The sequence below is a fragment of the Microvirga soli genome, from assembly GCF_016734765.1.
Lineage (GTDB): Bacteria > Pseudomonadota > Alphaproteobacteria > Rhizobiales > Beijerinckiaceae > Microvirga > Microvirga soli.
Window position 1 is genome coordinate 1 of record NZ_JAERQE010000073.1, and the last position, 18196, is coordinate 18196.

The window sequence follows — 18196 nt, forward strand, 5'->3', positions numbered from 1 at the left end:
ACACCCGTCATGGCAGCCTCCCGTGTCAGATCAGGAGATTATGAGCTCATCCGCGGCACCTGCAACTGTAATGCTAGAACGGAATCGAGAGGGAAAGCGGCGCGTAAGCTTGGGGCAGGAAGAAGCGTCTGTTCCCCTCTATCCAGAGAGGGAAGCCATCCACGCCCGATGAAGGCCGTGACGTTGCGCAGGGGCAGCGCCGGTTCTAGGTTGCTCATGAAGCAGGAAGGGCAGCATGGGCGGGGCGGCACGGCTGGAGATGTTCCGGGACCTTCTGGGCGACGCGCATCGCGCGCTCGATCTCCAGTTCGGCTTCGAGCTGTGGGACGGCTCGACGATCCCGTCCGATCTGCCGTCCTATGCCATGCGCCTCGTGATCCGGCGCGAGAGCGTGATTGCAGCCCTGGTCCGTCGCCCGAATCTTGATACCGCGCTCAATGCCTATGTGGCGGGCCTGCTCGACCTGAAGAACGGCACCCTCTTCGACCTCGCCGATCAACGCCCGCGCGGCAAGGTCGTGCGGCAACTCAGGGGCTTGAGCAAGCTGAAGGCCCTGAAGACCGCCTATCAGTTCCTGCGCGCGCCTTCCAGCATGCCGCGCCCGCTGGCGCGGGTCGAGGACAAGGCCGACGCCCGCGATGGCAGGCCCCAGACCAATAAGCGGAACGTCGCCTATCACTACGACGTGTCGAACGACTTCTACCGGCTCTTTCTGGATCCGGAGATGGTCTATACCTGCGCCTATTTCCAGCCCGACTGGCACGACGACATCGCCCGCGCACAGCGAGACAAACTCGACATGATCTGCCGCAAGCTGCGGCTGAAACCGGGTGAGCGCCTGCTCGACATCGGCTGCGGCTGGGGCGCGCTCATCTGCCATGCCGCGCAGCATTACGGCGTGAAGGCCACGGGCGTGACGCTGGCGGAAGAGCAGGCGAAGCTCGCACGCGAGAAGATCGCCAGCTTAGGCCTTCAGGATCGCGTCGAGGTGCTGCTGCAGGATTTCACGCAAGTTGAGGGAGAGTTCGACAAGATCTCCTCCATCGGCATGTTCGAGCAGGTGGGAATCGCCAATTACCCGTCCTATTTCAGCGCCGTGCATCGTCTGCTGCGTCCGCGGGGCCTGTATCTCCACCACACCATCGCGCGGCGCGCCAAGAAGAGCGAGCGGGCGTTCCGCAAGCTCAAGCCCGAATACAAGGCGCTCACCCGCTACATCTTCCCCGGCGGCGAGCTCGATCACCTGGGCATGTCGGTCTCCAACCTGGAGCGCCATGGCTTCGAGGTGCACGACGTGGAGGCCTGGCGCGAGCATTACCAGCGCACCACGCGCCTGTGGTGGGAGAACCTCAACGCCCGCCGCAAGGAGGCGGAGACGCTCGTCGGGCCGGAAAAGACCCGCATGTGGCTGCTCTACCTCGCCGGCTGTTCGCTGGCCTTCGAGCGCGGAGCCGTGGGCGTGAACCAGACGCTCGCCTCCAAGCGCACGCGAGGAGCGTCAGGCCTGCCGCCGTCGCGGGCGGATCTCTACGTTTTTTCCGGCTCAAGCCAACCCTGATAACGGACAAGCGGTCCGATCCACGGCAAGGCAATCGAGACGTCGAAACGATAGCGTCCTTCCTCATCGGCATAGGCTTTTGCCGGAGCCTGCGGGGCTAGCCGAAGAGGGAGCCGTAAGGGGCCAAGCTTCCAGCCCACGACGGTCAGCGTAAAACCGGAGGGATCGGGCGTGACCTCGAGCATGAAATCGAAGGGACCGAACCGTTCGTAGACGCAACCGGCCGCATCGGCCGCGCGAAGTGTGCTGCGAAAGGTCGAGCCGCCGAACCGGCGGATCCAGATCTCCCTGTCGCCTCGACGCTTCAGGGAAACCTCAGCGGCGGTTTCCGGCGTGCCTGCCGGAAACCCGAACAGGCGGGCAACCAGCTTTGCCGACCAGTTCCGCGCCGTCGATTCTGGCGCGGCCCAGGAGGTGCACCGGCGCATGCGTATGAATCGTTCGCACGATGGGCGGCAGGATTTCGACCCGAGGCCCAAGAACCCGCTCGAAAAGACTATCGGCCTCGGGCCGGCGAACATCGCGCCGGGTGGTAATGCGGAAGCGCTTGAATTCCTGCTCGATAACATCGAGAGCCAGAAGTTCGCTGGCGATCTTCGCGCCTTTCGCCTGCACGTGATTCTGGATCAGGCCGCGAAGGATCGCGAGCGCCGGAAGCACGGGAATGTTCGGCCCGTCGCCGGTCTCCGCCACAAGGGACCAAGTGGCACGGATCGCACATCCGTTCGCATCCACGCCGGACACATCCACGCTCATGCCACCGCGATCCGTGCCGAACCGCTCAAACAGGGAGGCGATCTTCTGCAAGGGAGCAGCACAAGGCCGGAGCGAGCGGATCAGGCCGAGGCGGACGGGAAGAGTGAGTGCCCAAAGCCCGAGATGCAGGATCGACAATTCAAGGCCTGCCCTGAAACGCACCGTGCGGACCGATGGATAGCGGGCGGGAAGAAGATCGAGATCCGGCGTCTCGCACAGGGAGAGCCAGCGCCGTCCGAGCCCCGGCATGTCCCGCCTCACGAGTTCGCTCCAGCCAGGTTTCGTGGTCCAGCGCCCGTCGAGCCAGACCCGCACGGGCCGCCCGGCATAGGCCAGAATGGCCTCCACCACCGCCAGGCCACGGGGTGCGCGGTTGCCCGGCGAGATCGCAACGGCGATCTCATCGACCTGCCGCCATCCTTCGGTTAGGGCCGACACAACTGCGCCGGACAAGGCCGGGGTCGAGCTTGCACCGGTTACGGCCAGAACGCCTGCCTCCCGGGCTGCCGCATCAAGGTTTCTGAAGCGCCCCACGAAATCGCGCGCATCCGCAAGGTCGACGTAATGGCAGCCTGCCGCAATCGCCGCTCGCGCGAGATGGGGCTCGGCGTTCTGGAAGGGGCCTGCCGCATCGACAACGCAGAAGGATTTCAGGTGCTGAAGGGTGCCGAATGCCTCGTCGCGATCAAGCGCGACGGCCTCGACCCTGTCTTTTCCATAGCGTTGCCTCAGGGTATCGATCAGGTCTGCGTAACGATGGGGCCTTCGCCCCGCGACGATCACGGCCGCATCAGTTGTCGCGAGCAAGCCCCCGACGAGCCTGCTCCCGAACGCACCCGTACCGCCGACGACCAGAATGCAAGGCTTCATGAGGCATCCCCCTGCCCGGGGCGGTCGAGAAGACGGGCTGCGAGTTCCGGCATCGGCATCAGGCAGGCCTCGTCCCGTCCGAACCAGGCATAGCGGTTGCGGGCGATCAGGTCATAGAGCCTGTTGCGCAGGCCTCTCGGGACGAGCGTCAGCGCCTGCGTCCATCGCATTCCACGCAGATGCCGCATCACCATCAGGGCGGCGTCGGATTTGAAATAGGCCACGCCGTCGAGGATGACTGCATTGGTCTGAGGATCGTCCGGGTCGATGCCGAACATCTCGGCCAGACGCCGTCCTTGCGGAGACTGGATCGATATGAACCGGAAGCGACCGGCTTTGTCGCGCTGGATGATGAACCGGGTCCAGGACGCACACAGGACGCATACGCCGTCGAACAGGATCAGGCGATCCTCCCAGCCGGGAGCGGCCTGCGGAAGCCAGCGGGAGGGCGCGTCGGAGAAACAGGGTTTCATCCCCTCCAGGTGTAGCGGAACTTGCTCTTCATCGTAAGGGGGCGTTCACGGCACCACCACCACCCGCGTGCCGACGTTCACCTGATCGTAGAGATCAACGATGTCCTCGTTGAGCATGCGTATGCAGCCGTAGGACGCGTAGGTGCCGATGGAGCCGGGGCGGTTGGTGCCGTGGATGGCGTACTCGTCGAGGTTGAGGGTCAGCGCCCGCGCGCCCATGGGGTTGTTGGGCGCGCCGCCGGGGATCACGTCGGGCAGGCGCGGGTTGTCGCGCTTCACCTCCGCGGGCGGCGACCAGGCGGGCCTGACATATTTGCCGTCGATCCGCGCCTCGCCGAACCATTGCTTGCCGGGCTTGCCCACCGCCACGCGGTAGCGCAGGGCCGTGCCGTCGCCGCGCACGTAATAGAGCTTCCGCTCAGCCGTCTTGATCACGATGGTGCCGGGCGACACGCTGGCCTGGAACGGCACGACCTCGCGGGCGGATGCTGCTGTGGTGACGGCGATGCCGATGATGGCGGCGGCAAAGGCGGCCAGGATGCGCATGTCTCGAACCTTCCTGCGGAAACAGTGAAGGTGAGACGCGAGAGATAAGGCTACGGTTCCTCGGATGGCAAAAACAGCACCGCTGTCATCCCCGGCGGCTGGAGGCCGGGAATGACACCTCCCGTCCTTCTACCCTCTCACGTCATCCCCGGACTTGTTCCGGGGATCCACGTCTTTGCGACGCTGCGGTTCTTAAGACATGGATGGCCGGGACGAGCCCGGCCATGAAGAGGAGGATTCGGAAAGCGATCCCGGATCGGCTGATGCCGTCCGGGATGACGTCATTGATGGATCACGCCGCCTGCGTGCGCTTGTTCTGCCTGTTCGTGATCAGGTCGTCGACCACGCCCGGGTCGGCGAGCGTCGAGGTGTCGCCGAGCGAGCCGAACTCGTCCTCGGCGATCTTACGCAGGATTCGCCGCATGATCTTGCCGGAGCGGGTCTTGGGCAGGCCGGGGGCGAACTGGATCAGGTCCGGCGATGCGATAGGGCCGATTTCCTTGCGCACCCAGGTCACCAGCTCCTTGCGCAGCTCTTCCGACGCCTCCTCGCCGGCCATCAGGGTCACGTAGGCGTAGATGCCCTGGCCCTTGATGTCGTGCGGGTAGCCCACGACGGCGGCCTCCGACACCTTCGGATGCGCGACGAGGGCGGATTCCACTTCCGCCGTGCCCATGCGGTGGCCGGACACGTTGATCACGTCGTCCACGCGGCCGGTGATCCAGTAATAGCCGTCGGCATCGCGGCGGCAGCCGTCGCCGGTGAAATACTTGCCCGGATAGGTGGAGAAGTAGGTTTGCACGAAGCGCTCATGGTCGCCATAGACCGTGCGCATCTGGCCCGGCCAGGAATCGGCGATCACCAGATTGCCCTCCGCTGCGCCGTCCAGCACGTTGCCTTCCGCGTCCACCACCTGCGGCTTCACGCCGAAGAAGGGCTTCGTGGCAGATCCCGGCTTGAGCTTCGTGGCGCCGGGCAGCGGCGAGATCAGGATGCCGCCGGTCTCCGTCTGCCACCAAGTGTCGACGATGGGGCAGCGGCTGTCGCCCACCACGCGATGATACCATTCCCAGGCTTCCGGGTTGATCGGCTCGCCGACCGAGCCCAGCAGGCGCAGCGACTTGCGCGCGGTTGTCTTCACCGGCTCCTCGCCGGCCTGCATGAGCGAGCGGATGGCCGTGGGGGCGGTGTAGAAGATGTTGACCCCGTGCTTGTCGATCACCTCCCAGAAGCGGGAGATCGACGGGTAGGTGGGCACGCCCTCGAACATCAGCGTGGTGGCGCCGTTCGCCAGCGGTCCGTAGAGGATGTAGGAGTGGCCCGTCACCCAGCCCACGTCGGCGGTGCACCAGTAGATGTCGCCGTCGTGGTAGTCGAACACGTATTGGTGCGTCATCGCCGCGTGGACGAGATAGCCGCCCGTGGTGTGCAGCACGCCCTTTGGCGTCCCGGTCGAGCCGGACGTGTAGAGAATGAACAGTGGGTCTTCCGCGTTCATCTCCTCAACGGGGCATTCGTCGGACACCTGCGCTGCCGCTTCGTCGTAATAGACGTCGCGGCCCGGCAGCATGTTGACGGCCGAGCCCGTGCGGCGCACCACCAGCACGTGGTCGACGACGCCGGCGCCGACCCGCTCGAGAGCGGCATCCACGTTCACCTTCAGCGGAACCTTGCGGCCGCCGCGCAGGCCCTCGTCGGCCGTGACGATGAAGGCGGATTTCGCATCCTGGATGCGGCTGGCAAGCGAATCCGGCGAGAAGCCGCCGAACACCACGGAATGGATGGCGCCGAGCCGCGCGCAGGCGAGCATCGCATAGGCGGCTTCCGGGATCATCGGCATGTAGATCGTCACGCGATCACCCTTGGCGACGCCGCGATTGCGCATGATGTTGGCCATGCGGTTCACTTCCGCATGCAGCTCCCGGTAGGTGATCTTCTTCGATTCGGACGGATCGTCGCCTTCCCAGATGATGGCGACCTGGTCGCCGCGGGTGTGGAGGTGCCGGTCGACGCAGTTATAGGCCACGTTGGTGACGCCGTCCTCGAACCAGCGGATTGCCACGTTGTCGGGGCCGAAATTGGTGTTCTTGATCCGGGTCGGCGCCTTGAACCAGTGGATGCGCTTGGCTTCCTCGCCCCAGAAGGCCTCCGGGTCCTTGATGGACGCCTCGTACTTGGCCCGGTAGCCCGCCTCGTCCAGATAGGCGCGGTGGGTCCACTCGGACGGTACGTCGTAGATCTTCTCTTCCATGCCGCTTCTCCCAGACGCTGGTCTGATGAATTTAGCGCTAGATTTACGGAAAGAGCCAGGGGTCGGGCAAGCGGGGCCGGGATCGGACTTTGGTCTTTGCTACTTTCGGGGTGCAGTGCACAAGCGCGTCAACCGTCCTCACCCGTCAGCCTTCGCCGCACCCAAGCGCCAGCTTCTTCCGGCGTCGCAAAGGTCTGGGGCGCTGCTCGCGGGTCGCATTTGCCGAATCCCGCCTCCAGGTGCCAGCGCCCCTTATGCTCGGGAGCATGGCTTTCCCCATCGAGACGCACGATAACGGCGCTGAGCTTCTCGTCCGCGAAGATGAGCCTGCCTTCGCTGTCGTGGCCGTCGATCAGCACCTGGACAGAGTCATATGTGATGTCGAAAGGCATGATGCACTCCGCGGCTGCAAGGCGGGAGCGCACATCTCTCTCAGCCACCAGCGCCTGGGAAACCCTGCTGGCGATGCATGTTAACGGCTGGCGGACACTTGGGTTCGGCACAATTGCCGCGCAGCGTTGTTATTGCCCCGTCAGCCATTGATCGGAGCCGCTCCCGCCATGGGAGCGTGACAGGACATGCAAGGATGAAAGCCGGCCTTCACTCGCCTCAAACCCTGATGATCCGCAAGCTGGACAGCATCTTTCCTCTGTCCGCGGAGGAGAGGCAGGCGCTCCAGGGGCTGCCGGTCCAGGTCACGCTCTTCAAGGCCGACCAGGACATCGTGCGCATCGGTGACCGGCCCTCCCAGTGTTGCGTGCTGCTGGAGGGCTTCACCCAGGTTTACAAGCTGACCGCCGAGGGCAAGCGCCAGATCATGGCCCTGCATGTGCCCGGCGATATTCCCGACCTTCAGAGCCTGCACCTGAAGGTGCTGGACAACAGCGTCGCCACAATCTGCCCCTGCACGCTGGGCTTCATCCAGCATGAGGACATGCGCCGGGTGTGCGAGCGCTATCCCCGCATCGCCGCTGCCTTCTGGCGCGAAACCCTGGTGGACGCCTCGATCTTCCGGGAGTGGCTGCTCAACATCGGACGGCGCGAGGCCTATACCCGGCTGGCCCATTTCCTGTGCGAGTTCCTGGTGCGCCTGAAAGTCGTGGGGCTTGTCGAGGACGACACGTTCGATCTGCCCATCACCCAGGTCGAACTGGCCGATGCCATCGCCACCAGCAATGTTCACGTCAACCGGGTTCTCCAGGCCATGCGGGCGAACGGCCTGATCCAGACCAGGGGCACACAGGTGATCGTTCCCGACTGGGAACGTTTGAAGGAGGAGGGCGAATTCGATCCGCTCTATCTGCACCTGCAGCAGGAGGGCGACGCATGAGCCTCACCCATCAGCCTGTCCGGGTGAACACCGGCTTCGAAGAAGAAGGCGTGCTGGTATTCGACGAGCGCCACCGGTTGGTGGCCGTGCTGGTCCGGCTGTCGGACCGAAACGAGGTCGCGCCAGGGCAGTGGTTCCTGGAGGCGGGCTTTGGTCCCTTGAGCGGCGCGAGCTATCCGGCCTTTGCCGATCTGGATGTGGCCCAAGAGTGGATCAGCCGGCGTCTTGCCCTTCGGGTCTGACCTTGCCTGACGGCTCCATTGGAGCCTTCCGCACGGCGAAGGCTCATTCAGGCACGTAGCGCGGGTAGGTCGTCTTGCTGGAACGCGCAAGCGCGAGGTCGATCTCAACAGTAGCGTAGGGCGCCTCCGGCGTGGTCTCGGCCAGCACATTGCCTTCCGGGTCGACCACCCAGCCGAGCCCGCCGCAATTGGCCTTGTATCCTTCAGGCGCCCAGAGGTTGGACGACAGGCAATAGGCGCCCGAGCACACCGCCGCCGCCTGGCCGCCGGCCAGCCACTTGCGGGTGGAGCCGTGCGGCGTCGCTCGCGGAACGCACAGGAGATCGGCACGGCTTGCCGCGTAATGGCGCGCCCACTCAAAAAACCACATCTCGGTGCAGATCTGCACGCCGATCCGCATGCCCAGCGCCCGCGCGATGTCGAAGGTGCCAGGGCCGCGCTCGTACCAGGTATGCTCGTAATAGCCCTCCTCGTCGGGCAGGTAGTATTTCTGATGCACGGGCGTGGCGCCCGCTTCTTCCGTCCAGAGATACGCCTCGTTGCGCCGGCTGCCGTGCGGCATGACGATGGGCCGCGTGCCCATGACGGCCCTGGCGTTCAACGCCGACAGGCGCGCGATGCGTGCCTCATGGGCCGCCACCGCCCGCTGCCATTGGCCCGCATCCGGCTGAGGGTCCGCCGCCAGCCACTCGCCGAAGCTCATCTCCGGCACCAGCAGAAAATCCGACCCTTCCTTCGCCACATGCGCGGCCAGGCCCTCCAGGGCGGCATCCAGGTGATCCGGGCGGCAATCGATCTGGCAGACGGTGACCTTCATGGTGTCTTAAGCCCCTCTTACAATGCCGCAGGCTTGGCACCGCCCGCGGTGATTTTCTACAGCCCGCCCATCTTACACACGATCGCCCATTCCTCGTCCGTCACCGGCTGCACCGACAGGCGGGAATTGTTGACCAGAATCATCTTTTCGAGCCCTGGCTCTCTCTTGATGTCGTCGAGGGTCACCGGCTTCGGGAACGGCTTCACGGCCTTGATGTCCACCATGCCGAACTTGCCGGTCTCGTCCGTGTGGTCGGGATAGTATTCCCGGATCACCTCGACGATGCCGACCACCGCCTTGCCCTCGTTCGAGTGATAGAAGAAGCCCTGCTCGCCCACCTTCATGGCCATCAGGTTCTGCTTGGCCACGTGGTTGCGCACGCCGTTCCAGTGCGTGCCCTTGTCACCTTCTGCGACTTGGGCATCCCAGGACCAGACGGAGGGTTCGGACTTGTAGAGCCAATAGGCCATGTTCTGCTTACCCCTTTATCCGCATTGCGAAATCTTTGAGCTTCGCTTCAATGCTCAGACTTGATCGGTCGGTTCATCAGCGCATCGACCGCCTGATCGAGATTCCATGCGCCGGACAGGATCTGCTCGACGGCCTCGGCAATCGGCATGTCGATGTTTTTTGCCCGCGCCAGCGCCACGAGGGCGCTCGCGGTGGTGGCGCCCTCCACCAGCTTGCCGCCGGCGGCGTCCTCGACGCTCATTCCCTGGCCAAGGCGCTGGCCGAAGGCGAAGTTGCGCGATTGCGCCGTCGAGCAGGTGAGAACCAGATCGCCAAGACCGGACAGTCCCATCAGGGTCTCTGGCTTAGCCCCATAGGCGCGGGCAAAGCGCAGGAGTTCGGCGAAGCCGCGGGCAATCAGTGCCGCCTTGGCGCTCTCGCCCAGTCCCTTACCGGCAACGGCCCCGCAGGCGATGGCTAGCACGTTCTTGGCAGCGCCGCCGATCTCGACGCCGCGCACATCGCCGCGATGATAGACCCGGAATGTGGGCCCGGAGATTGCATTGGCCAGCTCTTCGGCCAGAGCCGCGTCGCGGCAGGCCAGCGTCACGGCGGTGGGCAGGCCGCGCGCCACGTCATGGGCGAAGCTGGGGCCCGACAGCACGGCCACGGGCGCGCCGGGGCGCACCTCCTCGACCACGTCGCACAGGAAGGCTCCGCTCCCACGCTCGATTCCCTTGGCGCAGAGCACCAGCGGCGCTGCCACGGGCAGAACGGAAGCAAGGGCCATGCTAATTTCCCGCGTCGTCTGCGCAGGCGTGACGAGAAGAACGGCACGGGTCGAGGCCAGATCGGCGAGTTCGGCGGTCGGGCGGATGCGCTCGTGCAGCTGCACGCCCGGCAGGCAGCGCTCGTTGGTGCGCGTCGCCGCCAAGGCCTGTGCCTGCTCGGGCGAGCGCATCCAGAGCACCACGTCGTTGCCCGCAGCAGCGGCCGCATTGGCAAGCGCCGTTCCCCAAGCGCCGGCTCCGGCAATGCCGATGGTTTCCATTGAGCGAGCCTCTTATGGACCGGTTTCGACGAAAGCTTCGCGGGAGATGCGATAGAGCACATGCCTGCTCAAAGGATGCCTATCAGGAACCGCCGGATGGTCGAAGTCGGCCGTTGGGTCGTAGCGCATGCCGAGCTTTTTCATCACCCGTTGCGAGGGCTCGTTTTGCTTGGTCGTATACGCGACGACCTCAGGCACATCCGTTCGCAGAAAGACATCCTGCAAGGCCGATTTCGCAGCTTCGGCCGCATAGCCTTTGCCCCAATGGGATTCATCGAATCGCCAGCCGATCTCAATGGCGGGCGTAAAGGGCATTTGGCGCAAGATGCGCCAGATTCCGACAAAACCTGCAAATGGCACCACATCGGGCACCTCGACAGCCCAGGGACCGAAGCCATCGACAGCAAAACGCTCAGCAAACCAGCGTGCTTCCGCATCGCTCTCGTCCCGCGTGCGGGTCTTGAGGAAAAAGCGCATCACATGCGGATTGGCGTTAAGCCTAGCGAAATGCGGCAGGTCATCCTCGCGCCAGCGGCGCAGGATCAGCCGTTCCGTGCGAATCTCGTCGGGACAAGGCAACATCACGCCTTCGCTCCCGCCTCGTCGCGGCTGGTGTCGAGGGGCCAGCGGGCGCGGGCGGGGGCGCCGATGTCGTCGATGAGGCCGAGGCGCATGCGCTCGAGACCCGCCCAGGCGATCATGGCGCCGTTGTCGCCGCATAGGTGCAGCGGCGGCGCCACGAGCTTGAGGCCTGCCTCGACCGCGAGCCGCTGCAGCCCCTGGCGCATGCCCTGGTTGGCGGCAACCCCGCCCGCCACCACGAGGGCCGCCGGATGGCCGGCGATCTCGCGGAAGGCGCGTAAGCCCACGCGGGTGCGGTCCACCACCACGTCCACGATGGCAGCCTGGAAGCTGGCGCAGAGATCCGCGATATCGCTGGCGGTGAGCGGCGCGATCTTCTCGGCCTCGATCCTGACAGCGGTCTTGAGGCCGGAAAGCGAAAAGTTCGGCTCCTTCCGGCCCTGCATCGGACGCGGGAAGGCGAAGCGCTCGGGATTGCCCTTGGCGGCCTCGCGCTCCACATGCGGGCCGCCGGGATACGCTAAGCCGAGCATCTTGGCGACCTTGTCGAAGGCCTCGCCGATGGCGTCGTCGATGGTGGTGCCGATGCGCACGTAATCGCCCACGCCGCGCACCGCCACGAGCTGGGTATGGCCGCCGGAGGCGAGGAGCAGAAGGTAGGGGAAGCCGATGCCGTCGGTGAGCCGCGCGGTGAGCGCATGGGCTTCGAGATGGTTCACCGCCATCAGGGGTTTGCGGGTCACGAGCGCGATGGCTTTCGCCGTGGTGAGCCCCACCAGCACGCCGCCGATGAGGCCGGGACCGGCCGCCACGGCGATGCCGTCGATGTCCTTCACGGAGCAGTTCGCGTTCTTCAGGGCGCGGGCGATCAGCCGGTCGATCACCTCCACATGGGCGCGTGCCGCGATCTCCGGCACGACGCCGCCATAGCGGGCGTGCTCGGCGATCTGGCTCAACACCTCGTTGGAGAGGATCTCGCCGCGTCCGTCGAAGCCCACGCCCACCACGGCGGCCGCGGTCTCGTCGCAGGTGGTCTCGATGCCTAGAATGCGCATGATCGTTGGCTGCTCGAATTAAGGTGTTGTCCGGGGTTTCAGCCCGGCGCTCCTCCCCCTATAGTCCGCCGCGCCGCACAAGATCAAACGCAGATCGTTCAAGACAGGAGTTCACGGCAGGAATGGCCTCTTCCCCCACCCTGGTCATCGGTACGCGAGGCAGCCCGCTGGCGCTGGCTCAGGCCCACGAGACGCAAGACCGGCTGGTCGCCGCCCATGGTTCGACCGGGGATGGCTGGACGATCGAGCACCTGCCCCTGTCGATCATCAAGACCACGGGCGACGCCATTCAGGACCGGCCCCTGTCGGAGGCCGGCGGCAAGGGGCTCTTCACCAAGGAGCTCGACATCGCGCTGCTGGAAGGCTCCATCGATCTTGCGGTCCATTCCGCCAAGGACCTGCCGACGACCCTGCCGGAGGGCATCGTGATCGCCGGCTTCCTGCCGCGCGAGGACGTGCGCGACGCCTTCATCAGCCACCGTTTCAAGAGCATCGGTGATCTGCCGCAGGGCGCGGTCGTGGGCTCGGCCTCCTTGAGGCGGCAGGCGCAGATCCGGCGCCTGCGGCCCGATCTCCAGGTCACGCTCCTGCGCGGCAACGTGCAGACGCGGCTCGCCAAGTTGGAGCGCGGCGAGGTCGATGCGACGCTTCTCGCCATGGCGGGCCTGCGCCGCCTCGGGTTGACCGACCACGTGACCACGATTCTGGAGACGGACGACTTCCTGCCGGCCGTGGGGCAGGGCGCCATCGCGGTTGCGATCCGGGCCGAGGACGAGCGGGTGCGCGCGGCGCTTCAAGCCATTCTCGACATACCGACCGCCCAGGCGCTCGCGGCCGAGCGGGCCTTCCTGACCATCCTCGACGGCTCCTGCCGCACACCTATCGCAGGCCACGCGCGGCTCGTCGGCGGCGAACTCGAATTCCGCGGCCTCGTGCTGCGCCCGGACGGGTCGGAGAGCCTGGAGGCCCTGCGCCGCGGCTCGCCGGAGGATGCGGTGGCCCTCGGGCGCGATGCCGGTAGCGAGCTGCGTTCGCGCATGCCGGTCGATTTCCTCAAAGCCTGATGCGGTTCCTCGTCACCCGCTCGCCCGAGGATGCCCTGCGCACGGCGGAAAAACTCGCGGCCCGCGGCCATGAAGCATGCCTCGCCCCCGTGACCCGGATCGTGCCGACGGGCGATCCGATGCCGCTCGATTCGTACGATGCCCTGATCGTCACCAGCGCCCATGCGGAGGACGCTCTCGCCTCGCTGGACCGGACGAAGCCCGTCTTCGCTGTCGGCGAACGCACGGCCGAACCCCTGCGCGCGGCCGGCTTTGCCAGCATCACCGTGGCGGAGGGCGATGCGGTCTCCCTGGTGCGGCTGATTCGTGGCACGCTGGCCCCCGGACTGACCCTGCTGCACGTGACGGCGCGCCATCACAAGGAGGAGCCGGCAGCCTCCTTGAGGGCGTCCGGGTTCACCATCCTGCAATGGGAGGCCTATGAGGCGAAGGCTGTCGAGATGTTGCCGAGCAATGCCGGAGAGGCCCTGCGCACTGGCCAAATCGGCGCCGCGCTCCATTATTCCCGGAGGAGCGCTGATCTGGTGATCCGGCTGGCAGGGGAGGCGGGTGTGGCATCGAGCCTCCTGAGTGTTCCCCAACTCTGCCTGTCGGCCGATGTGGCCGCGCCTCTGACATCGGCAGGCGCCACGACCCTCGTGGCGGAGGAGCCGTCGGAAGAAGCGCTGCTCGGGCTTCTCGACCGGCTCCCATGACCTTGGCCACGACTTCGGCTACGATCCCCGACAGGGATCTTTGTCATAAGGAGAGGATGATGGTCCCTTGGAGCTGCCGATCTTGGACGATCACCGGCTCTTGAGGGAACGAAACCTTAGCGCTCAAGCTTGCCTCAATTGCCTATCACACTGCCCTTTTGAAGACCTCGCCTGACGGCGACCCTGCAAGAGAGACCCGTGACCGATTCATCTGACCCCCGACGCTCGAAATCCTCCCGCAAGAAACCCTCGCGCGAGCCGGCCACCATCGACCTGAAGGCCTTCGTGATCGACGACGGTACCGTTCGGCCCGACCCCGCGGCCGCTGCTCCGGAGACCGGCGGCGAGAGCACCCTTGGACAGGACACCCTTGGGCAGAACACCGCCGGCGAGGAGATGGGCATGCCGGAGACCGCCTCGGCGGACACCTTGTCGGGCGCGCAAGCGGATGAGACCATCGCCAGCGGCAGCGAACCCCCGGCCGAGGATGTGGTCGCGTCGCCGGAGGCCAGCCTCGATTCGGGCTCGGGCACCGACACGCTCCCCTCGGACGCCTCCCTCGAGCAGATGGCAGGGCAGGATACCACCTCAAGCGGCACCTCCTACCAGGAGGCTTCCACGGCCGAGACACGCGCGGACACCCTTCCTCCGCCCGCTCCCGAGCGGCGCAGCTCCGCCGGTGCCCTGATTGGATCCGGCCTCCTCGGCGGCCTCGTCGGCGCCGGCCTCGTCTATGGGCTGCAGACCTGGCGGGACCCGGCTCCCGCGCAGAGCGATCCGCGCATCGCCCAGCTCGAGCAGCGCGTGAACGCGCTGCGGCAGCAGCCGGCCCCGAGCGGTCAGCCGCAGGGTGACACCGGGGCATTGGACGGGCGCCTCCAGGCTCTCGAAACCGCCAGGGGCGAACTCGACCAGCGGCTTCAGGCCATCCAGGATACCGCCCAGCAAGCGGCGTCCCAGGCGCAGGAGGCGCTGAACCGTCCCGCGCCGGAGGCATCCCAGCCCCAGGCCTCTCCCCAGACCGAGGCTGCGCTCGCCGATCTCTCCACCCGCCTCGGCGCCCTCGACGAGCAGGTGCGGGCGAATGCGCAGAACGCCACCACTGCGACGAATGCCTCGCAGGAGCTCGACCGCCGTCTGGCGGATCTCGATCGTCGCGTCAGCGAGCGGGAGCAGCGCTTCCAGGAGACCGACCGGCGCCTCGCCGATCTCGACCGTCAGCTGGCGGAGAGCAACCGGCGCTTTGCGGAGACGGACCGACGGTTCGACCAGGAGGAGCAGCGCCTTGCCGCCCTGTCCCAGCAGGCCGCCGAGAATACGAGGAACGTCACGACGGCGAGCCAGACCGGGACCCGCGTGGTGCTGGCCGGGCGCCTGAACGATGCCCTGCAGGGCGGCACGCCCTATGCGGAGGTGCTCGACGGCGTGAAAAAGGCCGGCACCGATCCTGCCCGGGTGGCGCCCCTCGAACCTTTCGCCAAAGGGGGAGCCCCGACGGCCGAGGCCCTGGCTCAGAGCTTCGACCCGGTGGAGACGGCCATCCTGCGTGAGAGCCGCGGTCCGGCCGAGGGCTGGACCGATCGCATCCTGCGCATGGCCGACAAGGTGGTGACGGTCAGGCCCGTGAACGAACACGGCGGCAACGGCGTTCCAGGACTGGTCACTCGCATACGGCAGGCCCTGGAGCGCGGCGACGTTGTGGAGGCGGCCGCTGCCTGGGACGCCCTGCCCGAGCCGGCACGACGGGTGTCCGAGGAATGGGGCCGGCAGGTCAAGGCCGTTGCCGAGGCTCATCGGGCCGCCCAAGGCATCAGCACGGATGCCCTCGCCACCCTCAACCGTACGACGCAATAAGAAAAGGATCAGCCCAGCATGTGGCGCGCTCTCGTCTTCATCGGTCTTCTCTGCGTCGCGGCCTTCGGCGCCGTCTGGCTGGCCGACCGGCCCGGATCGGTTCTGATCACCTTCGCGGGCTACGAGATCCAGATGTCGGTGGCGGTCGCCGCCGTCGCGCTGGCGGGCCTCGCGCTGTTCCTGGCCCTACTCTGGTCCCTGGTGTCCGGCATCCTGCACCTTCCCTCCCGGCTGACCTTCGCGTCGCGGGCGCGCCGCCGCTCCAGGGGCTATCAGGCCATCTCCCGCGGCATGGTGGCCGTGGGTGCGGGCGACACCATCGCGGCCCGTCGCTATGCCAATGAAGCCGAGCGTCTGCTCGGCCGCGAGCCCCTGACCCTGCTGCTCAAGGCGCAAGCCGCTCAGGTCTCCGGCAACCGCGAGGCGGCCGAGGCCGCCTTTGGTCAGATGATGGAGGAGGACGAAACCCGCGTGCTCGGCCTGCGTGGCCTCTTCGTCGAGGCGCGGCGCCGGGGCGACACGGGCGCCGCTCAGCAATTCGCCTCCGAGGCCGTTCGTCTGGCGCCTGCCGCCGCCTGGGCGAGCGATGCGGTTCTCGAGGCGCGCTGTGCCGATCACGACTGGCGCGGGGCCCTGGAGGCGGTCGAGCGCCGCGCGTCCCTCGGCCTTCTGAACAAGGCCACGGCCAAGCGCCACCGGGGCGTCCTGCTCACGGCCGATGCCCTGGAGCGGATGGATCATGATCCCGATGGCGCCCTCAGGAGCGCCCAGGATGCGGTAAGGCTCGCGCCCGATCTCGTGCCGGCCGCGGCCCTGTCCGGTCGCCTCCTGTCGCGCAAGGGCGATCTGCGCAAGGCCGCCAAGGTGGTGGAGACGGCATGGCGCAGCCTGCCTCATCCGGACCTGGCGGATGTCTATCTCAACCTGCGCCCAGGCGATTCCGGCCTCGACCGGCTCAAGCGTGCCGAGACCCTCATGAAACTCTCCGGCGGCGCGCCGGAAGGGCGGCTGGCGGTGGCCCGTGCGGCGCTCGAGGCGCGCGAGTTCGCCCGTGCCCGCGACGCCCTGGAGCCGCTGCTGCAAGAGCGGCCGAGCATGCGGGTCTGCCTCCTCATGTCCGATCTAGAGCAGGCGGAGCACGGCTCCACGGGCCGTGGCCGTGAATGGCTTGCCCGCGCCACCCGCGCGCCGCGGGATCCGGCCTGGATCGCCGACGGAGTCGTGTCCGATCACTGGCTACCGATCTCGCCCATCACCGGCCGCCTCGACGCCTTCGTCTGGCAGGCGCCGCCAGACATTCTGGTCGCCCCCGAATTCACCCTGCACGATGACGTGACGGCGGATCTCGACGACGAACCGAAGCCGCTGCCGGCCATGCCTGCGCCTGAGCCTGTTCCAGCGCCAGTCCCTGCGGATCCAAGCGAGCCGCTTGCCGAACCGGAGAACGACGTTCTGAAGAGCGAGCTGATGGCCGCCTTGAACGCCCCGGAACCCGCCAAGGAGGAAACGCCTTTGCCACCATCGGGGCCTGTGGTCTTCCCGGCCACGCCTCCGGACGTGCCGAAACCGAAGGAAGAGGCGGCTGCGCGCCGCAGCGTTTTTTCGGTCTGGTAGAGTCTTTCCGGCCGTTCTTGCCTTGCCAACCGCTAGGCGAGGGGGTAAGAGGGCGGCCTCTCGGATCGCAAGATTTGCGATGCCGCAATAGCTCAGCTGGTAGAGCACCTCATTCGTAATGAGGGGGTCGGGGGTTCGAATCCCTCTTGCGGCACCATTCCCATCCTTGGCGATGACCATCGCTGAAGCTGGGGAAGGAAGGGTAGGGGGCCATAGCTCAGCTGGGAGAGCGCTTGCATGGCATGCAAGAGGTCGGCGGTTCGATCCCGCCTGGCTCCACCATCCTACCAAGACTGAGACGGAGCGTGCGGGTGTAGCTCAGGGGTAGAGCACAACCTTGCCAAGGTTGGGGTCGAGGGTTCGAATCCCTTCGCCCGCTCCAATTTCTCTCATGATCTGAGAGTTTCACGAAGGCCCGCCACTCGGCGGGCTTTTCGTTTTCCAAGCCTCTCCATGCAAAACGGGCCCCTCCGTCTGAGAAAGGGGCCCGCGGTGACTCAAGGTCACACGTCATCGACGTTTATCCGGGTAAACCGGTCAAATCTTCCAGTGATGTCGGGCCGAAGAATGCCTCGACGCTCAACGCATGATCGTGGAGGGAGCTTTCAGCCCAGGCGAAATCGCTATGCGAGCCTCCATCCGTTCAGGCCGAGGCGGGTGCCCGGCTCATCAGGCTGCGGTATCAGCGTCCGTGAAGAACCCACTCAGAACGTATGCCGATCCGTTTTCCGTGACGGGTACTTCCAGGTTTGGATCACGACCCGTCATGATGAGTAAAGCACTCGAGGGACGCTTGTTTCAGCGTGACAGCAAAGAAAAAGACCCGGCACCGATGAGCCGGGTCTTTTTCTTGCTGAGAGAGATGAAGTCTAGGCGGCTTTGACGCCTTGGAGGAAGTCCTGGACCTCTCTGGAGAGATCGTTGGAGTGGCGCGACAGCTCCTGGGCCGCCCCCAGCACCTGAGAGGCCGCCGAGGTGGTCTCCCCCG

Annotated in this window: 18 protein-coding genes and 3 tRNA genes; 10 read left to right on the top strand and 11 right to left on the bottom strand. The window is 66.2% G+C overall.

Annotated elements, in window-relative coordinates; translation table 11 throughout:
* Positions 1–235 precede the first annotated feature (235 nt).
* Positions 236–1558 (top strand): class I SAM-dependent methyltransferase, encoded by a 1323-nt coding sequence (locus JKL45_RS27195; protein WP_246499031.1) that lies wholly within the window; start codon positions 236–238, stop codon positions 1556–1558.
* Here JKL45_RS27195 and JKL45_RS30260 read toward each other — a convergent pair.
* The 6 genes from JKL45_RS30260 to JKL45_RS27220 form a co-directional block, all read right to left on the bottom strand.
* Positions 1528–1986, bottom strand: a complete 459-nt coding sequence (locus JKL45_RS30260) for a DUF4166 domain-containing protein (protein ID WP_246499033.1) — start codon at positions 1984–1986, stop codon at positions 1528–1530. The two genes, JKL45_RS27195 and JKL45_RS30260, sit on opposite strands and share 31 nt — an antisense overlap.
* Entirely contained in the window at positions 1874–3184 is a 1311-nt protein-coding gene (locus JKL45_RS27200; RefSeq protein WP_246499034.1) for a saccharopine dehydrogenase family protein, read from the bottom strand. Before JKL45_RS27200 ends, JKL45_RS30260 begins: the two co-directional genes overlap by 113 nt.
* Positions 3181–3657, bottom strand: coding sequence for a thiol-disulfide oxidoreductase DCC family protein (locus JKL45_RS27205; protein ID WP_201864929.1), 477 nt, complete (start codon positions 3655–3657; stop codon positions 3181–3183). The genes JKL45_RS27200 and JKL45_RS27205 overlap by 4 nt, the downstream gene beginning before the upstream one ends.
* 45 nt (positions 3658–3702) lie before the next feature.
* Positions 3703–4203, bottom strand: a complete 501-nt coding sequence (locus JKL45_RS27210; protein ID WP_201864930.1) for a L,D-transpeptidase — start codon at positions 4201–4203, stop codon at positions 3703–3705.
* A gap of 292 nt (positions 4204–4495) precedes the next feature.
* Positions 4496–6454: an acetate--CoA ligase gene (gene acs, locus JKL45_RS27215; protein ID WP_201864931.1), complete on the bottom strand. Its 1959-nt coding sequence runs from the start codon at positions 6452–6454 to the stop codon at positions 4496–4498.
* A gap of 128 nt (positions 6455–6582) precedes the next feature.
* Positions 6583–6846 carry a hypothetical protein gene (locus tag JKL45_RS27220; protein ID WP_201864932.1) on the bottom strand — a complete coding sequence of 88 codons (264 nt, stop codon included), beginning with the start codon at positions 6844–6846 and terminating at the stop codon, positions 6583–6585.
* A gap of 194 nt (positions 6847–7040) precedes the next feature.
* Here JKL45_RS27220 and JKL45_RS27225 point away from each other — a divergent pair, with 194 nt between their 5' ends.
* Together JKL45_RS27225 and JKL45_RS27230 are read left to right on the top strand one after the other, a co-directional pair.
* Positions 7041–7784, top strand: coding sequence for a Crp/Fnr family transcriptional regulator (locus JKL45_RS27225; RefSeq protein WP_201864933.1), 744 nt, complete (start codon positions 7041–7043; stop codon positions 7782–7784).
* Positions 7781–8026, top strand: coding sequence for a hypothetical protein (locus JKL45_RS27230; RefSeq protein ID WP_201864934.1), 246 nt, complete (start codon positions 7781–7783; stop codon positions 8024–8026). The genes JKL45_RS27225 and JKL45_RS27230 overlap by 4 nt, the downstream gene beginning before the upstream one ends.
* Positions 8027–8069: 43 nt before the next feature.
* Here the strand turns inward: JKL45_RS27230 and JKL45_RS27235 are convergent, their stop codons facing one another.
* The 5 genes from JKL45_RS27235 to tsaD are packed head-to-tail and all read right to left on the bottom strand — an operon-like array spanning position 8070 to position 11981.
* Positions 8070–8843 carry a carbon-nitrogen hydrolase family protein gene (locus JKL45_RS27235; RefSeq protein ID WP_201864935.1) on the bottom strand — a complete coding sequence of 258 codons (774 nt, stop codon included), beginning with the start codon at positions 8841–8843 and terminating at the stop codon, positions 8070–8072.
* 56 nt (positions 8844–8899) lie between these two features.
* The gene (locus JKL45_RS27240; protein WP_201864936.1) at positions 8900–9313 is read right to left on the bottom strand and encodes an EVE domain-containing protein; all 414 of its coding nucleotides are present in this window, start codon (positions 9311–9313) and stop codon (positions 8900–8902) included.
* Positions 9314–9360: 47 nt separating this feature from the next.
* Positions 9361–10344: an NAD(P)H-dependent glycerol-3-phosphate dehydrogenase gene (locus JKL45_RS27245; RefSeq protein ID WP_201864937.1), complete on the bottom strand. Its 984-nt coding sequence runs from the start codon at positions 10342–10344 to the stop codon at positions 9361–9363.
* Between the two features lie 12 nt (positions 10345–10356).
* Positions 10357–10926: a GNAT family N-acetyltransferase gene (locus tag JKL45_RS27250; protein WP_201864938.1), complete on the bottom strand. Its 570-nt coding sequence runs from the start codon at positions 10924–10926 to the stop codon at positions 10357–10359.
* Positions 10926–11981: a tRNA (adenosine(37)-N6)-threonylcarbamoyltransferase complex transferase subunit TsaD gene (gene tsaD, locus JKL45_RS27255; RefSeq protein ID WP_201864939.1), complete on the bottom strand. Its 1056-nt coding sequence runs from the start codon at positions 11979–11981 to the stop codon at positions 10926–10928. Before tsaD ends, JKL45_RS27250 begins: the two co-directional genes overlap by 1 nt.
* 122 nt (positions 11982–12103) lie before the next feature.
* Here tsaD and hemC point away from each other — a divergent pair, with 122 nt between their 5' ends.
* The 7 genes from hemC to JKL45_RS27290 all read left to right on the top strand — a co-directional run bounded on the left by hemC (position 12104) and on the right by JKL45_RS27290 (position 17590).
* Positions 12104–13045, top strand: a complete 942-nt coding sequence (gene hemC, locus JKL45_RS27260) for a hydroxymethylbilane synthase (protein WP_201864940.1) — start codon at positions 12104–12106, stop codon at positions 13043–13045.
* Positions 13045–13740, top strand: a complete 696-nt coding sequence (locus JKL45_RS27265; protein ID WP_201864941.1) for a uroporphyrinogen-III synthase — start codon at positions 13045–13047, stop codon at positions 13738–13740. Before hemC ends, JKL45_RS27265 begins: the two co-directional genes overlap by 1 nt.
* Positions 13741–13938: 198 nt before the next feature.
* Positions 13939–15594, top strand: coding sequence for a COG4223 family protein (locus tag JKL45_RS27270; RefSeq protein ID WP_201864942.1), 1656 nt, complete (start codon positions 13939–13941; stop codon positions 15592–15594).
* Between the two features lie 18 nt (positions 15595–15612).
* Positions 15613–17208, top strand: a complete 1596-nt coding sequence (locus JKL45_RS27275) for a heme biosynthesis protein HemY (protein ID WP_201864943.1) — start codon at positions 15613–15615, stop codon at positions 17206–17208.
* An 81-nt stretch (positions 17209–17289) separates the two neighbouring features.
* Positions 17290–17365 (top strand) — tRNA-Thr (locus JKL45_RS27280).
* A gap of 49 nt (positions 17366–17414) precedes the next feature.
* Positions 17415–17490 (top strand) — tRNA-Ala (locus JKL45_RS27285).
* 25 nt (positions 17491–17515) lie between these two features.
* A tRNA-Gly gene (locus JKL45_RS27290) sits at positions 17516–17590 on the top strand.
* Positions 17591–18196 lie beyond the last annotated feature (606 nt).